This window comes from Haematospirillum sp. H1815 (assembly GCF_012102705.1).
In the GTDB taxonomy this organism is placed as follows: domain Bacteria; phylum Pseudomonadota; class Alphaproteobacteria; order Rhodospirillales; family Rhodospirillaceae; genus Haematospirillum.
Genome location: NZ_JAAVTA010000010.1, coordinates 1 through 15,740 on the forward strand (window position 1 = coordinate 1; position 15,740 = coordinate 15,740).

The following is a 15,740-nucleotide window of genomic DNA, read 5'->3' on the forward strand; positions in this document are numbered from 1 at the left end:
TCGTCGCCTTCTTCGCCGTGGCCTTCTTGGCTACCGTCTTGCGGGCTGTCGTCGCCTTCTTCGCCGTGGCCTTCTTGGCTACCGTCTTGCGGGCTGTCGTCGCCTTCTTCGCCGTGGCCTTCTTGGCAGCGGTTTTCTTGGTTGCAGCTTTTTTAGCCGTTGTTGAAGCAGCTGCTTTCTTGGCCGTAGTCGCCTTCTTGGTCGCAGACTTCGTCACAGACTTGGCAGAGGACGTCGCCTTCTTGGCTGCGGCCTTCTTGGCTGTCGTCTTTTTCTTGGGAGCGGCCTTCTTCTTCACAGGCTTGGCCGTAGTCGACGTCGAAGAAGACGAAGCGCTACCTGAAGCCGAAGACTTAGCCGGCGTCCCTACAGGACGGGACAGCGGCGTGGTTGGGCGTGTCAAAGATGAAGACAAGGAGCCCACAGGACGTACCAGAGGCGAGAACGGCCGGCCAAGGGGCGGCGTTGGCTTCAGGCCGGAGGCTGCTCCAACGGAAGGAGCAAAAGCAAGGGGAGCCTTGGGAATGGGCATGGAGGACGGGCGAGGAGAAGCCTTGCGCGCCCCCTTGCGCGATGACGCCTTTCGAGAGGCGGGGGAAGACGGTTTGCTGGTGGTCATGATACTTTTGCTCCTCACGGGAATAGCCGATGACAAAAACTGAGAACGGCCATGTCACTTGTCCCAAGCAGGACTGACACGGAACACCCCCGGAACGTCATCTGCTTTTCCGACTGCACGCCCCTGGCAGACCTTCCACCAGAGATCAGCAACACAGACAAAGACTCCCGGGCCACTACGGTGCCAAAACGCAGCAGGCGCCCTCGTTATCAGGTTATTTTCACAACCGGGTCAACAACCCCTCCCCCATGCTTGTCCACACAGAATATCGGCAGCAGACAAATCTTCCCCCCACCTGTGTGGACACTGCCTCTGCTTTTTCTTATTGTACGGGTGGAACTGTCTTGTCATTCCGGCCCGAACATCCTGAACAACATGGGGATATCCAGTGTACGCAGCCCGCACCTTCCTGGACATGAAACGGCTTGTACGGGTAATGGCGCCTGCCTTGGTCCTTTTGGTCATGGTATCGGGGCATTCTGGAAATGCGTCTGCACGGACGTATGCATCAATCGTTGTTGATGCCGATACGGGCAGAGTCATCCATGAAACCAACGCGGATGCCCGTATTTACCCCGCATCTCTTACCAAGATGATGTCCTTGTATCTTCTTTTTGAATCCATTGAGAAAAAGAAGATCAGACTCAGCGACAGCATGAAAGCATCCCAGCGGGCAGTGCGCCAACCTCCCAGCAAGCTGGGCTTGAGAGTCGGGCAAAGCATTGCCGTGGAATCCGCCATAAAAGCGCTTGTGGTCAAGTCAGCCAACGATGTTGCTGTTGTGGTCGCGGAACACCTGGGCAGCACAGAAAGCGGATTCGCCGCCATGATGACCAAAAAAGCAAAAGCACTGGGCATGACGGGAACTGTGTTCCGCAATGCTTCTGGCCTACCTCACAGGGGGCAGTTTTCTACGGCACGGGATCTGATGAAACTCTCTGTCGCGCTAAAGCGCGACTTTCCGTCCTACTATAAATATTTCTCGGTGCAGAGCTTTGACTATGCAGGAGCCACGCTGGAAACCCACAACCGGGTCCTGAAGAACTATGATGGCGCCGATGGTCTGAAAACGGGCTATATCAATGCATCGGGTTTTAATGTTGCGACCTCTGCACGTCGTGGACACGTATCCTTGGTCGGCGTTGTGATTGGCGGCCGAACCGCTATGGCGCGGGATCGCCATATGATGGACCTTCTGGACAAAAGCTTTCTTTCAGCCGGAGTCACGGCACCGCACGCGTACCAAAGAGCTCAGGCTGACGGCAACCATGCCGACGAATACAGGGTATCTGCCGCTGTTCCAGCATCCTATAAAAAGGGGCAAGCTGGTGAGAATCGCCAGAACAAGCGGAAAGACATAGCAAGCCAACGCGCAGCGGGGGAAACCTGGGGCATACAGGTCGGTGCTTTCAAGGGTATGGAGAGTGCTGACAAGGAAGCCAAGAGAGCAGCCTCTGCCCTGAAAAGGGGAAACGGTGGCATTCCCTTGGTTGTTCCAGCTTCGTCGGCAGGATCAAAGAATCCGCTATATCGGGCCAGGCTTATTGGCTTTGATACGGAACGTCGCGCCCGCAATGCCTGCAATGCTCTAAAAAAGAAGGCGTTTCGCTGTGCTGTTGTCAGCCCAGGGCCTGTTGAAGTCGCCATGACCCCCTGAACCCGACTCCAAAACTCAGGTCACGAGGGACGGCTTGCTACGCCCTGTACGCGCATGGATCCCTGTCAGAATCTCCACTGCATGCATCAGAGGCATCAACGCAATGCCCGTTTCTTGATTGTGATACGCAGGGTCAGGTTCAAAACGCTCGAGATAAACGCGCAGCGTGGAGCCTCCAGTCCCGGTTCCGGATAAACGAAGGGTAGCGCGAGCCCCCCCGAAAAAAATGATTCGAATCCCCTGCTTGGACGAAACCGTTCCATCCACAGGGTCAGTATAGGAAAAATCATCGGCCCCCTGCACCATCATATCTCCCACAGTACGACCAGGTAGATCGGGCAGAGCCGCGCGCACATCATGCAAAAGAGAATCGGCACAGACAGAACTGATGTCCTCGTAATCATGGCGCGCATAGAATGTACGCCCGAATCGTTTCCAGTGTTCCTGCACCAAGGATCTAACCCCCTGACCATGGCGAGCCAAGATATTCAGCCACATCAGGACAGCCCATAAACCATCCTTTTCCCGCACATGCCAAGACCCCGTACCAAAGCTTTCCTCCCCGCACAGGCTGACCTTTCCGGCATCAAGAAGAGAGCCAAAGAATTTCCAGCCTGTTGGAGTCTCGAAGCAGGGAACTCTCAACACCTGCGCTACCCGGTCAACAGCGGTTGACGTTGGCATGGAGCGTGCGACCCCGACGATCCCACCCGCATATCCTGGACACACGGCCGCATGCTCAACCAACACGGCCAGACTATCGGAGGGAGTGACGAAGAACCCCGGCCCCATAATCATGTTACGGTCGCCATCCCCATCAGACGCCGCCCCGAAATCAGGTGCATCTGGCGCGGACATGCGCTCTACAAGGTCACGGGCATATACAAGATTGGGATCAGGATGCCCCCCGCCAAAATCTTCACGGGGAATACCATTAATTACACTGCCCTTTGCCGCCCCCAGACGATTCTCAAATATTTCAACGGCATAAGGGCCTGTCACGGCGTGCATGGCATCAAAACACATACGAAACCCGGATGCGAACAAAGAGCGAATCGCATCAAAGTCAAACAGGGTTTCCATCAAGCGGGCATAATCCGATACAGGATCAATAACCCGGATCGTCGTACCGCCGATTCGGACGTCACCACATTTTTCAAGATCAAGGTCCGGTATATCCGCAATACGATACTGGCGAATCGTTTCAGTTGCCTGAAATACAGACTCGGTCAAAGTCTCCGGCGCCGGGGCACCCGAGGCGATGTTATACTTGATCCCAAAATCACCATTGGGCCCGCCGGGATTATGGCTGGCCGAAAGAATTAACCCACCCAAGGCACCAGAGGAACGGATGATACAGGATACGGCTGGAGTCGACAGTAACCCACCCTGCCCAACCAGGATGCAGCCAAACCCGGCTGCAACCGCCATCTTCAGAATCGTCTGAACAGCGTGGCGGTTATGCCAACGACCATCACCCCCGACAACAAGCGTCCCACCGGCTGGATCATCCAGACAGTTAAAAACGCACTGCACAAAGTTTTCCAGATAATGCGGCTGCCGGAAGACCCGCACAGGCTTCCGAAGCCCGGACGTACCGGGCCTCTGATCAGGGAAAGACGTCGTACACACTGTCCGGATGACCGGAGCCATAATTCCTCCAACAGCCGCAACAGGTAGCACTACGGCCTATCCACCTGTGGGCGGCCAACACTCTGGTAACGGAAACCAGCCGCACGCATGTCATGCGGATTATAAACGTTACGCAGATCAATCATGGCAGGCTCCTTCAGCAACTCACGCATCTTCGGAATGCTGAGATTCCTGAACTGGTTCCATTCCGTCAGGATAACAACGGCATCCGCCCCCTGCATGGCAGCATAGGCATCGTCACAACACACCATACCGGGAATAAGATGGCCGGCCTCGCGCATGCCTTCCGGGTCATAAGCCCGAATTGCAGCACCAGCCTCCATCAGGGCCGGAACGATATCAAGGGCAGGAGCATCCCGCATGTCATCGGTGTTGGGCTTGAAGGTCAAACCAAGAACAGCCAGCGTCTTACCCTGAACAGACCCGCCAACAAACGCGATGATGCGATCTGCCATCTGCCTTTTACGGCAGGCATTCACATCAACGACAGTCTCGATAATACGCAGCGGCGCACCAGAGTCCCGGGCAGTCTGAACCAAGGCCATGGTATCCTTGGGGAAGCACGATCCCCCATACCCGGGACCAGGGTGCAGGAACTTCTTGCCAATACGCCCATCAAGCCCAATACCACGGGCCACATCGTGGACATTCGCACCAACCTTTTCACAGAGATCTGCGATTTCGTTGATGAAGGTAATCTTCATCGCCAGAAATGTATTGGCCGCATACTTGGTCAGCTCACTGGATTCAAGACCCGTGAACAGGATGGGGGTCTCGATCAGGTGCAGCGGACGATACAACTGCCGCATGACATCACGGGCGCGATCACTTTCAACACCAATGACTACCCGGTCAGGGCGCATGAAGTCCTCGATCGCTGATCCCTCACGCAGGAATTCGGGATTGGAAACAACATCAAAGTCTGCACCAGGGCATGTTTCGCGAATAATACGCGCCACTTCCCGCCCTGTACCCACCGGCACCGTCGACTTCGTCACGATCACGGTATAGCCACTGACAGCCCCGGCAATTTCACGCGCAGCGGCATATACATAAGACAGGTCTGCATGGCCACCACCACGACGGGTTGGCGTTCCAACTGCAATAAAGACCGCATCCACCCCTTTGACAGACTCAGCCAGATCCGTGGAGAAAGACAGACGACCGGCGCGGACATTGCGCCCCACCATCTCGTCCAACCCGGGCTCGTAGATAGGAATTTCCCCGCGACGAAGGCGCTCTATCTTGGATAGGTCCTTGTCGACACAGATGACTTCCGTTCCAAACTCGGAAAAACAGGCGCCCGATACCAACCCCACATAACCGGTGCCAATCATGGCAATACGCATGGCAAACGTCCTTGGCAACATATGTGATGGTAAAACAGAAGAAACGCTTCAGAACCGGCACCATCACCCAACCGGACAGAAAACACAGCATAAACATTTGGTCAAAGAACGTGGGCATAAGCCTTGATAACATTACCCAGACGCTCTTTCATTCCTTCCCGAGCCAAACCAAAGGCAATATTGGCTTCTATAAACCCGACCTTGTCACCGCAATCAAAACGGGTTCCTTCGAACCGGTAGCCGTGCAACGGAACCTGACCCACCGTAGCCGCAATGGCATCTGTCAACTGGATTTCCCCCCCGCTGCCCCGGGGAGTTTGCTCCAAAGTCCGCATAACAACGGGATCAAGGATATACCGGCCAATTACAGCCAGCGTCGACGGTGCCTGCGCCGGCGCAGGCTTCTCCACCATGCCACGCGCACGGGCCAACCGGCCGCTCTCGCTTTCAATATCCAGAATGCCGTACCGGTCTGTCCGGTCGCGCGGAACATCTTCCACCGCCAGAACATTACCCCCACCCACACTGTTCCAGGCTTCTATCAACTGACCGATACAAGGGCGATCGCTCATGACCAAGTCATCGGGCAAAATAACGGCAAAGGGCTCATCACCGACAAACGAACGGGCACACCACACGGCATGTCCCAGTCCCTGTGGCTCCTGCTGCCGTGTGGAAACAATGGTTCCGGGCTGGGGCATACCCCCCATCAGCTCATCCAGATGCTCATTCTTGCCTCGCTCGCGCAGCAGAGCTTCCAGCTCGGGGGCGTGATCGAAGTGATCGACCAGAACAGCCTTCCCTCGACCTGTCACAAACAGGCAGTACTCAATACCGGCTTTCCAAGCCTCTTCGACAGCGTACTGTATCAGGGGCTTGTCAACGACGGGCAGCATTTCCTTGGCCACCAACTTGGTCGCAGGCAGGAAGCGGGTCCCCAGGCCAGCAACGGGAAAAACAGCTTTACGTACACGACGGGTCATCAGAACCTCATCCGGACTATTGTACCAGTGCCCTTGCGCAGGGAACCGGGATACAACACACAATACGCCAACGGCTCACACAAAGCCCCGACAAGGGACCATCTTCTGCCACGACGGCAGAAACATGGCAACTGATCTTGGGGTATATCCACCCCCGGCATCTGGAATACCTGCCTTTTTAACCCTTCAGCAGAACCTGACGGGCCTCGTTCAGGCGTGCGGCCAAATAAGTACTCCCGCCCTGATCTGGATGAAGCTTGTGAATCAATCTAAGATAAGCAGACTGAATAGATTCCCTGCTAGGGTTGGCAGGTAAATCCAGAACCCGCAAAGCCTCTGCCCGATCCATGGGGCTTGAGCCTGACGAAGCACTTTCCTTCCTTGAAACACGATCAGGATCCGACTCCACCCACATGGATCGTAAAAATGAGAAAACCCAAGGGGCCACAAGAATCAGGCCAGCCAAGGCTACTCCAAGACGTCCACTGGCTGCCAGCAAAACACATATCAAGAGGGAGAATACGAGACATGCAATCCTGACGGATCTGGAACCACAGGGCCGGGCCGGACTCCTGATTATCCACCCACTCGCCATCACCAGAAACAGGCATAACAAGATCACTGGAACAAAAGGCACCATGGGCTGCCCCCATTCATCACCCAGCAACAGCCATATGGGCCCTGCCAATCGCATCCAGAAGTGCACGCAGTTCCTGTTTTGCCGCAACATGCGACATACTCATTTCCAGCGCAACGCCATCCTTGTTCAAATCCAGTAGCGTCAAACCGGACAAAAAAAGCTCGCGGTATATCACCCGCTCCCCCAAGCCACGAATGCTGACAAAGCGCAAACGCTGCGACAGTTCTTCGACCAAGCGCTCCATCTCAACCTTATTGCGCGCAGCAAGATGGGACAAACGGTTACGCAGGACCACCCAGGCAATCTGGCCACCATCACGGGCAGCGCGGCGCTTCTTGATCTCGAACACCATGGAAGAATAGTGGCTGAAGCCCTTGATGGTCAGCGTCTCGGGATCAACCCGGGCCAAAACATCCAGATCGATGAAACTGTCATTAAGTGGCGTAATCAACGTATCGGCATAGGAATGGCCAGCTCGGGACAAATAAGTATCAGCGCCGGGCGTATCAATAACCACTGTGTCACAGCGCGTTCGCAGATCATCAACAATCGCCTTCAGCTTGGCCTCATCCAAAGCTTGGTTCCCGCTCAACAGCAAAGGGTAATGCTCGGGCATTGGCAGAGAAACAGCGTGACGGCATGCATAGGCACGACGATTTTCTATGTAGCGAGTTAGCGTCGCCTGGCGGGCATCAAGATCAATGGTCCCGACCCTTAGCCCACCGCGGAGCAAACTGACGATCAGGTGCATGGAGACTGTTGATTTACCCGACCCCCCCTTCTCGTTACCAACGACGATAATATGAGCCGAGGACTGGACCATGCGCTATCCCGATTGATTTCAGGACCACCCATCACTGTGGTACCCGATACGATTTTCCCGACGGCACACGACTTGCTTCCTGAATTCAATCAAGGGACAAACCAAAAGGCCGCACTGTGGCAGGACTTTACAGCCGTCTTCCAGATGGCGCAATGCTCCTGCCAAGCTTGCCCAAATGAACATCGTCTTGATATAACGTGCGCACATAATAAACCTTTTGTAAGAAAAACGCGCTGGAGATGCAGATTTCATGGCCATTACCCTGGAGGCACGCCACTCCTCGGTTACCCGCGAACCATTGGAAATAGGCCGTTTTCTCGACCAGCTTGAAAGGCGCATCCATTTTCTGTCCGACATAGCCGAAAATGTTTGCCGACGCGCCCAGTCTCCGGGAACCGAGGTCCTGCGCTTTACAGAGTACACGCGCTGCCGGGATCGGGCGTCGGAATGCTGGGCTTTTGCCATCATCATCGATCGCAGGCTGCAGGATTATGACGGCCTGGACAGAGGCAAACTTCTTGAGCGATTCAACCGCTTGTCTGTTGATATATGGGCTATTCTTCTTCGGGCATCCCTGACCTTTCTGACCGCTCTTTCCAATGAGCCTCATCTTCCCTTAGGATCACGAGACATTTTCCTGCGGGAAATTCGCACCCTTCACGACACCCACCGCCTGCTCTCAAAACCCCGCTATGCCAAACTACTTGACGAAACAGCGCACAAGAGCCGCAAGAAAGCTGCAAAAATACTGAGTGAAATCATTGCCCGGGCGCCCTCCTTGCTCGACTTTGGCACCTGAAGTCCGGTGCAAAAACCACGAGACCGACAAACAAACATTCTTTCAGGACAATATGCAGCGTAGACGGACCCTTCATGCGGTGTAACATAGCATCGGAGAAGAGAACCGTGGCTCTGGCCCGGGCATACAGCAGCCCCGCAAAGGAAAGCCTTATGCATAGCCTGTACCGCTCTCTGGCAATTCTGGCAGCCCTCTTGGCAGGGGTTGGTACCAATATATCGACCTCTCTTGCCCAGACAGCACCCGTTGCCCCGGGCAACATACGGGTTGATGGCCGTATTCTAGGCGAAAGCCCACCACCGGCACCCAACGAACCACCCTTGGTCATTCCTGATTTTCGTAATGCCATGCGTGATATGATCGTTTCACTGGGGGAATATGCCCATACACGCAACAGCCACTTTGTCGTCCTGGTCCGTCATGGTCTGGGTTTGTTGATGAAGAGCGAACGGGAAGCCAAGATCGAGCGGATGACCCTGGAACAGGATAGCGGCCCCGTTCCACCAACACCCGAGCCAGCCGGAACTTTCAACCGTCGCCTTGTGCAAAGCCTTGATGGTGTGGTTGTTGATGGTCAGTTCTGCACCGAAGAACCAACAGCATCCCCGGGATTTATAGCAGCCCTGCATGATATTGGTCTGAACATCCTGACCATTGACCATTGTGGAACACCGGATACAGCCGAGAAGGCCCTGCGGACCGCACAAACACAGCGTATTGTGGCCCATGCCGATTCGGGAACAGGCCCCTTGGCCGGACCAGGGCCGACGGTGCTTGCCGGGAACAATCCACAGGGCGTCAACTCCCTGGCCCAAGCCACCAATGCCCTGTTCGTTGAAGGCAACAGCAGTGAAGGCAGCAAGGAGCTGTGGCTGATTCGCCTACGGGATACAAACCATGACGTCTTGGTGATTGATCCCTTCTGGAGGGACCGCATCCCCCTGTCTGCAGCAGACGTTGCAAGCCTGCGATTGAAGCAGACCGGATCCCGGCGCCTTGTGCTGGCCCGCCTGCACCTCAGTCAGGCCGCCGATACCCGTTACTACTGGAACAACGACTGGAAGATTAACGACCCAAAATGGCTGACAGGACCCGTCCCGGGGAAACCCGGGACTTATGTAGTCGCTTATTGGGAAAAAGAATGGCGCGAGCTTGTCGGAAAAATGTTCAACGGGATGATGGACCTGGGGTTTGACGGCATTGTCCTGGAGGGTGCTGATGCCTACGCCCCCATGGAAAGTAAGATCTTCATCAAGTGAACAACGAGGTTGCTGACCTCAGGAATTGGGAAGGCAGCATGCTTTCATACGCAGATCCCCTGCCTGGCCCAGCGCCCGCTCATACTCCTTGGACAAGCGCGTAACCAGTTCGGAAACCGTCGGAATATCCTGAATACAGGATACACCCTGCCCAGCAGACCACACGGTCTTCCATGCTTTTGCTTCACTGCCAGTATCCTTGAGGCCAGCACCATGGTCCGCTGGAAGATGATCCGGATCAAGACCAGCCGCAACCAGAGATGGGCGCATAAAATTGGCAGGAATGCCGGAAATGGCTGGCGTATAGACGATATCTTCCGCCGCAGAAGAAACGACCATGTCCTTGTAAGATGATTCGACAGCGCATTCGCGGGTGGCAATAAAACGGGTTCCCATATAGGCAAGATCAGCCCCCAGAAGACGCGCCGCGGCAATCTGCTCGCCGGTCGAAAGAGCACCGGCAAGCAGCAGGGTCCCGGTAAAAAACTGGCGCACTTCCCACAGCAAGGCAAAAGGATTGATAGTTCCGGCATGCCCCCCGGCACCCGCTGCTACCAGAATCAATCCATCAACACCCGCCTCAGCTGCTTTTCTGGCATGACGCACGGTTGTGACATCATGAAACACAACACCACCATAGTCGTGGACTTTATCAACAACATCCCTTACAGCCCCCAAGGATGTAATCACAACCGGCACCCGGTGGCGGATGACCATTTCAAGATCAGCCTGCAGGCGTGGATTGGAGCGATGAACAATAAGGTTAACGCCAAAGGGGGCTTCAGCAGCCCCCAGCGAAGACTTCAACGTCTCTAGCCAGCTGGCAAAGCCCTCTGTCGTACGCTGGTTCAGGGCCGGGAAAGTCCCCACAATACCGGCACGACAACAGGCAAGAACCAGATCCAGGCCGGATGCCAGAAACATGGGGGCGGCCACAACAGGCAACTGCAAACGTCCTTGCAAAAGATCTGGCAACGGCATGATCCCCTCCCCCTTATGGTCTTGCATTACCGGATTGCAAGGCTACACGTCTCCCCGAATACAAGCCAGCCCTGTTGTGCAAAACAAAAAGGCCCCGGGCAACAGCCCAAGGCCAGTATCATGCAAAAGAAGGATCAAGCTCCTGCACACGCCAGGGGATCAGGGCCATAACGGTTATCCCCATCCGTACCGGGTATAAACAAAACAGCAAAAGCAAAGATTACACCAACAAACGGAATCAACCCGATCAGCACGGACCACCCCGTCCATCCAAAGTCACGGCAACGCTGCGCCTGAACAAAGCAATGCGATATAGACGTCACCACAATCAATACAATGGCAAGCGACATGGCCAAGGGATCTTGGACCGCAAAGATCAGAATCGAGGACACGATGTAGCAAAAGATCAATGTCAACAAAAACAGAAGGTAAGACTTGCGATTCCGGCGACCGGAAGCAGAAAAAAGAGAAGACATAACAGGCTTTGACATAAAAATCCCCCAGACATAAGTGTTTAGTTAAGGCTGAAATTGCGCTCTCAACCCAACCTAAATAACAAAACACAGCCTAGAGTTTCCACACAATAATAGCCCCGACACTGGGCCGGGGCTGGATTACAAAAACATGAAGAAATAGCGGGTTACCCCCCCTTCAGGGTTTTGGTCAAGGTTGCCTCCAGACCGCTGATCATATTCTCACCCGCACGACCGCCATCACCTTGCATGCGCCCTGAAATCACCAAGCGCAAGGCATCAACGTGGACCTTGATCACGGCCAGATAACTGGAACGCCAGTCATTCTCCAGTTTCTCTATCAAACGACACAGCATATTTCCAATGACGGTTACCAAACCATACCCGAAGCTTCCCCCCTGGCCTTTCATGTCATGAGCAAGAGAGAAAAGTTCGCGCAAGACGGGCTTGGCTTCAGCCGGTGGCGTTTTCTCCAGACGCTCATAGAGGCCCTGCAAACGCTGCAGATCTTCCTCCGCCCAAGCAAGATAATCACCGGCCATAGACGTCATGACCTTCTCTGCACGATCCAGCATTTCTGGACTGACTCCCGAAGCAGAAACAGAAACCTTGTCCTTGATTTTGTGAGGTGGCTGAACAACCTCAACGCCCGTACGGGACAAAGCTGCGGCTTTGGCATCTGCCAGTTGGCGAAGCATCTCCTCCAGCTCTTCCGGGCTGACGGGGGGACGTTTCACCTCCTCCTCGCCAGCGGATGATACCTGGTTATTCTGCTTCTTTTCAGTCGTCACGCTCGGGCCTCCTGTTCCGAAAGTTCGGTTACACGGGGCGATAATGGCAGAAAGTTTCTTATCCGCCCAGAAGAGCTTCAACTTCAGACTGGCTCAGGCCTCCATCCTCAACCTGATCCACAGCCTGCTTGATCGCTTCTTGGTTGACCTTGCGCCGCTCCGGTCCCTTCCAGTCAATCTGGCGACGGCGCCGATCCGGGCCAAAGTAAAGGCCTGCCCGCACAAAGGGCCGCGGACGCTCGATAATCGACCGTATACGCGAATAAAGTCCCTTGGCCGAAATAGGCTTGGCCAGGAATTCGTGAATACCGGAATCACGGGCTTCAATCACCCGGTGCATTTCCGTATGCCCTGTCAGCATAATAATCGGGACAAACGGGTTTGGGCTGTCCTTGCCGGTTCGCACCAGACGTACGAAGTCCAGCCCGTCCAATGGGGACATGTTCCAGTCGCAGATAATAACGTCAGCCGGAAAATGGCGCAGCTCCTTGAAAGCATCGGCACCATCTGCGGCTTCATGAACGTTCTTGGATCCAAGGGCATGCAGCAAGGTCTTGACCAACGCACGCATGTGCTTGTTGTCATCCACGACAAGGAAGTTGAGGCGATCCAGGTTATAACCGCTCATCCGCTACCCTTTCTGCCGCCTCGCCCCGCGTGGGGGATTCGGGGCTGCCATACTCCGGCGCCACCAGAAGATCCGGGCAGAATCAACCCTGAACCCACATAGTCTGGCCGATTATCAAAGAGACTGTATGTAAAGTCTATGTCATACCAACGGACCATGGCTGGCCAGACTACGCTTCACGGGCCAAATCCAGCCCAAAAAGGCCCCCTGAACATCCGGCTCTCAGACACATAATCCGGCTACACAAGGAAACACAGGCCCATACCCCCCTTCAGGCCACAACACCCTACTGTAACAGAGGTGTACTTGCGCCAAGCTCAAGCATTATCCACAGAGCCCAAGGCCGCAAACAATCGCGACACAATGGCCCGGCACTGGTCAAGAAGAACACGCGCAGAGGCCAATGACGCGCGAGCGGCATCATCATCAGACTGAAAATCAAGAAAAAAACGGTGAGCCAACAAAGTATAGACCGGCTTCATATCACGCAAGACAGCGCGATCATCATCCGTCAAGACATCCCGGATAGCCTGGGCTGCCGCTCCGGAAGCCAGAATGCCGGTCAATGCATCCAAATCGCTGTGAAAGCTTGGCGAATCAAAATCATCATGCACGCCAACGCTGGTTACCAGCACCGATAAATCACGTGCCAAACACTGGGAATCCCGCGCCAGACCGGCAAAGACGCATAACGTGCTGTCTTCCCACACATTACCGTTCGACTCGGCTGCCATGCCACACCCCTTCTTGCCCGTGATGGAGGAAACGCACTCCATCAGATACCCAGACGTAACCCCACAGCAACAGACGCCACCGTACCACCTGTATCAGCCCTGTTTCCAGTCTATTACCCTCACAACCGGCGGCACCACTTTAACCGGCCTTGTAGCAACAGGCGAGACAGAAGCAACAGCGCCTTACCCATCAGGCATGGAGACAACCGCACCACCCGCGTCACGCCAAGCCCGTAACCCCCCGCCAAGATGACAGACGGAAGACACCCCCATCTCCATCAAAGTCTGGCACGCAAGGGCGGAGCGCCAAGCCGAGGCACAGTAAAGAACCAGCCGACGCCCCTCTCCGAAGACACCGCGAAAATACGGGCTGTCCGGATCAACCCAGAACTCCAGCAATCCACGGGGCGCATGAAAAGACCCGGGTATCACGCCATCGCGGGCCAGCTCACGGATATCACGGACATCAACAAACAAAACGCCCGAATCAGCGTGCAGAGCCAGGGCATCTGGCACGGAAACTGTCTCGACACGGGCATAGGCATCATCAAGAAGCTGACGAAATCCACGAGCCAGAGCCATTTACCATCCCCCGCTTTGCAACCACTCCTCCACCATCCACAAACGATCGGCTCCCCAAAACATTTCTCCGTCCACAACGGTCACAGGGGCGCCAAAAATCTTGCGCCGGACAGCTTCGTCATTGATGCCCTTGAGCCGTTCCTTGATCATTGGCTCTTCCAAGGCTTCATCCAGAACATCACGGTCCAGCCCGATCTTTGATGCAGCATCCAGCGCGACATCCTTCTCGGCAATATTGTGACCACGGGAAAAGAAGGCATCAAAGACAGAACCAACAAAATCAGCTGCTTTTTCTGGCTTGTAGCGCTCGACCCAGTAAAAGATCCGGGCCGGGATCAATGTGGAAACCGGAAACGGATCCGGCCAGACAAAGTCCATTTCATAAAGACGGGCAAAGCGCGGAACATCGCGACCCATGTATTCTTTCTTGAACAGATTATCCACGTTTGGCTTGGCCCCGGTTTCCTTGAAAACCGCGCCCAGAAGGAATGGCCGCCAGACAACCGAACGACCGTGTTCATCCGCAATTTCCTCGATCTGGGCTGACGCCAGATAGGCATAGGGACTGGAAAAATCAAACCAGAATTCAACAGGCTTTTTACTGGACATCACGCACTACACTCCTGAGCGATGGCCCGGGCGATGACCATCCGCTGGACATCGCTGGTTCCTTCATAGATCTGGCAAACCCTGACATCACGGTATATACGCTCTACTTCGCAGTCCCGCATATACCCATACCCGCCAAAAATTTGCAGCGCTGCTGAACATACACGCTCTGCCATCTCCGATGCAAAAAGCTTGGCCATGCTGGCTTCGGTCAAAGCAGAACGACCACTGTCACGACACGCGGCGGCCTCAGATACCATAAGACGGGCGGCAGCGATCTGCGTTTTCATGTCCGCCAAACGAAAAGCCAGCGCCTGATGCTCTATCAGGGGGCGACCAAAGGTTTCTCTTTGGCACGCATAATCACGGGCCATTTCAAACGCCGCCCGAGCCATACCCACGGCCTGGGCTGCTATGCCGATACGGCCACCTTCCAGATTGGACAAGGCAATGCGATATCCCTCCCCAAGCTGTCCCAACATCAAGGTACCGGGAAGGCGTATGTTATCAAGAGCAATCTGGCAGGTATCAGAGGCATGCAGCCCCAGCTTTTCCTCGACCCTGAGCACCTGCCAGCCCGGCAGGGATGTGGGCACAATAAAAGCAGAGATTCCCTTCTTTCCCGCATCGGGATCTGTCACGGCAAAAACAATGGCAACATCGGCATTGCGCCCCGACGTCACGAACATCTTGGAGCCATTCAGGACCCAGGCATCACCATCCGCAACCGCACGGGTCCTCAGGGCAGAGGCATCCGATCCAGCCTGAGGTTCGGTCAGACAAAAGGCACCCAGCATCTGCCCTTGCGCCAAGGGACAAAGAAACGTGCTCTGCTGTGATTCAGTCCCGTAGAGAAGAAGTGGCATGCATGCCACCGAATTGTGCACACTCATAATCGTTGAGACAGCACCACATCCGGCGGCAATTTCCTCAACCGCCAAGGCATACGACTGATAATCCATACCAGCACCGCCCCATTCCGGAGGGACGAGCATCCCCATAAAACCAAGCTCGCCCATCCTGGCCAGAACAGAACGAGGAACCGCATGCTCCTGGTCCCAACGGGCTGCATGCGGGCGAAGCTCTGCACAGGCAAAGGCACGGGCCATGTCACGCACCATGGCCTGCTGATCATCAAAAGGCATCCCTGTTTCCCCCTT

17 protein-coding genes are annotated in these 15,740 nt (G+C 55.1%); 4 read left to right on the top strand and 13 right to left on the bottom strand.

The features are described from left to right. Both HEQ60_RS08550 and HEQ60_RS08555 read left to right on the top strand, forming a co-directional pair. Positions 1 to 662: hypothetical protein (locus tag HEQ60_RS08550; protein WP_168071305.1), on the top strand; the 662-nt coding region annotated here is incomplete at its 5' end. Between the two features lie 345 nt (positions 663 to 1,007). Then, a complete protein-coding gene (locus HEQ60_RS08555) occupies positions 1,008 to 2,276 on the top strand; it encodes a D-alanyl-D-alanine carboxypeptidase (protein ID WP_322099322.1) in 1,269 nt (422 codons plus the stop codon). A 15-nt stretch (positions 2,277 to 2,291) separates the two neighbouring features. On the opposite strand, the gene HEQ60_RS08560 is transcribed toward HEQ60_RS08555, so the two are convergent. From HEQ60_RS08560 to HEQ60_RS08580, 5 genes are all read right to left on the bottom strand, one after another. After that, positions 2,292 to 3,959: an alpha-D-glucose phosphate-specific phosphoglucomutase gene (locus tag HEQ60_RS08560; protein WP_322099323.1), complete on the bottom strand. Its 1,668-nt coding sequence runs from the start codon at positions 3,957 to 3,959 to the stop codon at positions 2,292 to 2,294. Continuing rightward, complete coding sequence (locus tag HEQ60_RS08565; protein WP_168071306.1) at positions 3,959 to 5,278, bottom strand: UDP-glucose dehydrogenase family protein; 1,320 nt, start codon at positions 5,276 to 5,278, stop codon at positions 3,959 to 3,961. The genes HEQ60_RS08560 and HEQ60_RS08565 overlap by 1 nt, the downstream gene beginning before the upstream one ends. Positions 5,279 to 5,379: 101 nt before the next feature. Beyond that, complete coding sequence (locus tag HEQ60_RS08570) at positions 5,380 to 6,261, bottom strand: UTP--glucose-1-phosphate uridylyltransferase (RefSeq protein ID WP_168071307.1); 882 nt, start codon at positions 6,259 to 6,261, stop codon at positions 5,380 to 5,382. 178 nt (positions 6,262 to 6,439) lie between these two features. After that, entirely contained in the window at positions 6,440 to 6,760 is a 321-nt protein-coding gene (locus HEQ60_RS08575) for a hypothetical protein (RefSeq protein ID WP_168071308.1), read from the bottom strand. Between the two features lie 157 nt (positions 6,761 to 6,917). Continuing rightward, positions 6,918 to 7,724 carry a division plane positioning ATPase MipZ gene (locus HEQ60_RS08580; RefSeq protein WP_168071309.1) on the bottom strand — a complete coding sequence of 269 codons (807 nt, stop codon included), beginning with the start codon at positions 7,722 to 7,724 and terminating at the stop codon, positions 6,918 to 6,920. Positions 7,725 to 7,974: 250 nt separating this feature from the next. On the opposite strand from HEQ60_RS08580, the gene HEQ60_RS08585 reads away from it, so the two are divergent. Together HEQ60_RS08585 and HEQ60_RS08590 are read left to right on the top strand one after the other, a co-directional pair. Beyond that, on the top strand, positions 7,975 to 8,523 hold the full coding sequence (locus HEQ60_RS08585; RefSeq protein WP_168071310.1) for a hypothetical protein: 549 nt from the start codon (positions 7,975 to 7,977) through the stop codon (positions 8,521 to 8,523). A 152-nt stretch (positions 8,524 to 8,675) separates the two neighbouring features. Further along, on the top strand, positions 8,676 to 9,782 hold the full coding sequence (locus HEQ60_RS08590) for a hypothetical protein (RefSeq protein WP_168071311.1): 1,107 nt from the start codon (positions 8,676 to 8,678) through the stop codon (positions 9,780 to 9,782). Between the two features lie 18 nt (positions 9,783 to 9,800). Here HEQ60_RS08590 and HEQ60_RS08595 read toward each other — a convergent pair whose 3' ends face one another. From HEQ60_RS08595 to HEQ60_RS08630, 8 genes are all read right to left on the bottom strand, one after another. Beyond that, positions 9,801 to 10,763, bottom strand: coding sequence for an NAD(P)H-dependent flavin oxidoreductase (locus tag HEQ60_RS08595; RefSeq protein ID WP_168071312.1), 963 nt, complete (start codon positions 10,761 to 10,763; stop codon positions 9,801 to 9,803). A gap of 134 nt (positions 10,764 to 10,897) precedes the next feature. Next, a complete protein-coding gene (locus tag HEQ60_RS08600; RefSeq protein ID WP_066132115.1) occupies positions 10,898 to 11,254 on the bottom strand; it encodes a DUF805 domain-containing protein in 357 nt (118 codons plus the stop codon). A 149-nt stretch (positions 11,255 to 11,403) separates the two neighbouring features. Then, a complete protein-coding gene (locus tag HEQ60_RS08605) occupies positions 11,404 to 12,027 on the bottom strand; it encodes a phosphorelay protein (RefSeq protein WP_322099324.1) in 624 nt (207 codons plus the stop codon). A 58-nt stretch (positions 12,028 to 12,085) separates the two neighbouring features. After that, positions 12,086 to 12,655: a response regulator gene (locus tag HEQ60_RS08610; RefSeq protein WP_066132118.1), complete on the bottom strand. Its 570-nt coding sequence runs from the start codon at positions 12,653 to 12,655 to the stop codon at positions 12,086 to 12,088. Positions 12,656 to 12,972: 317 nt separating this feature from the next. Then, positions 12,973 to 13,431: a hypothetical protein gene (locus tag HEQ60_RS08615; RefSeq protein WP_168071313.1), complete on the bottom strand. Its 459-nt coding sequence runs from the start codon at positions 13,429 to 13,431 to the stop codon at positions 12,973 to 12,975. 141 nt (positions 13,432 to 13,572) lie between these two features. After that, positions 13,573 to 13,971: a rhodanese-like domain-containing protein gene (locus HEQ60_RS08620; RefSeq protein WP_168071314.1), complete on the bottom strand. Its 399-nt coding sequence runs from the start codon at positions 13,969 to 13,971 to the stop codon at positions 13,573 to 13,575. Then, positions 13,972 to 14,580, bottom strand: coding sequence for a 2-hydroxychromene-2-carboxylate isomerase (locus HEQ60_RS08625; RefSeq protein WP_168071315.1), 609 nt, complete (start codon positions 14,578 to 14,580; stop codon positions 13,972 to 13,974). It abuts the gene before it with no gap. Next, entirely contained in the window at positions 14,580 to 15,725 is a 1,146-nt protein-coding gene (locus HEQ60_RS08630) for an acyl-CoA dehydrogenase family protein (protein ID WP_168071316.1), read from the bottom strand. The genes HEQ60_RS08625 and HEQ60_RS08630 overlap by 1 nt, the downstream gene beginning before the upstream one ends. Positions 15,726 to 15,740: the final 15 nt, after the last annotated feature.

Bases quoted from the DNA above. Each gene is read 5' to 3' on its own strand.
- HEQ60_RS08565 (WP_168071306.1), bottom strand. From the start codon at position 5,278: ATGCGTATTGCCATGATTGGCACCGGTTATGTGGGGTTGGTATCGGGC.
- HEQ60_RS08570 (WP_168071307.1), bottom strand. From the start codon at position 6,261: ATGACCCGTCGTGTACGTAAAGCTGTTTTTCCCGTTGCTGGCCTGGGG.
- HEQ60_RS08580 (WP_168071309.1), bottom strand. From the start codon at position 7,724: ATGGTCCAGTCCTCGGCTCATATTATCGTCGTTGGTAACGAGAAGGGG.
- HEQ60_RS08585 (WP_168071310.1), top strand. From the start codon at position 7,975: ATGGCCATTACCCTGGAGGCACGCCACTCCTCGGTTACCCGCGAACCA.
- HEQ60_RS08590 (WP_168071311.1), top strand. From the start codon at position 8,676: ATGCATAGCCTGTACCGCTCTCTGGCAATTCTGGCAGCCCTCTTGGCA.
- HEQ60_RS08595 (WP_168071312.1), bottom strand. From the start codon at position 10,763: ATGCCGTTGCCAGATCTTTTGCAAGGACGTTTGCAGTTGCCTGTTGTG.
- HEQ60_RS08600 (WP_066132115.1), bottom strand. From the start codon at position 11,254: ATGTCAAAGCCTGTTATGTCTTCTCTTTTTTCTGCTTCCGGTCGCCGG.
- HEQ60_RS08610 (WP_066132118.1), bottom strand. From the start codon at position 12,655: ATGAGCGGTTATAACCTGGATCGCCTCAACTTCCTTGTCGTGGATGAC.
- HEQ60_RS08615 (WP_168071313.1), bottom strand. From the start codon at position 13,431: ATGGAGTGCGTTTCCTCCATCACGGGCAAGAAGGGGTGTGGCATGGCA.
- HEQ60_RS08620 (WP_168071314.1), bottom strand. From the start codon at position 13,971: ATGGCTCTGGCTCGTGGATTTCGTCAGCTTCTTGATGATGCCTATGCC.
- HEQ60_RS08625 (WP_168071315.1), bottom strand. From the start codon at position 14,580: ATGTCCAGTAAAAAGCCTGTTGAATTCTGGTTTGATTTTTCCAGTCCC.
- HEQ60_RS08630 (WP_168071316.1), bottom strand. From the start codon at position 15,725: ATGCCTTTTGATGATCAGCAGGCCATGGTGCGTGACATGGCCCGTGCC.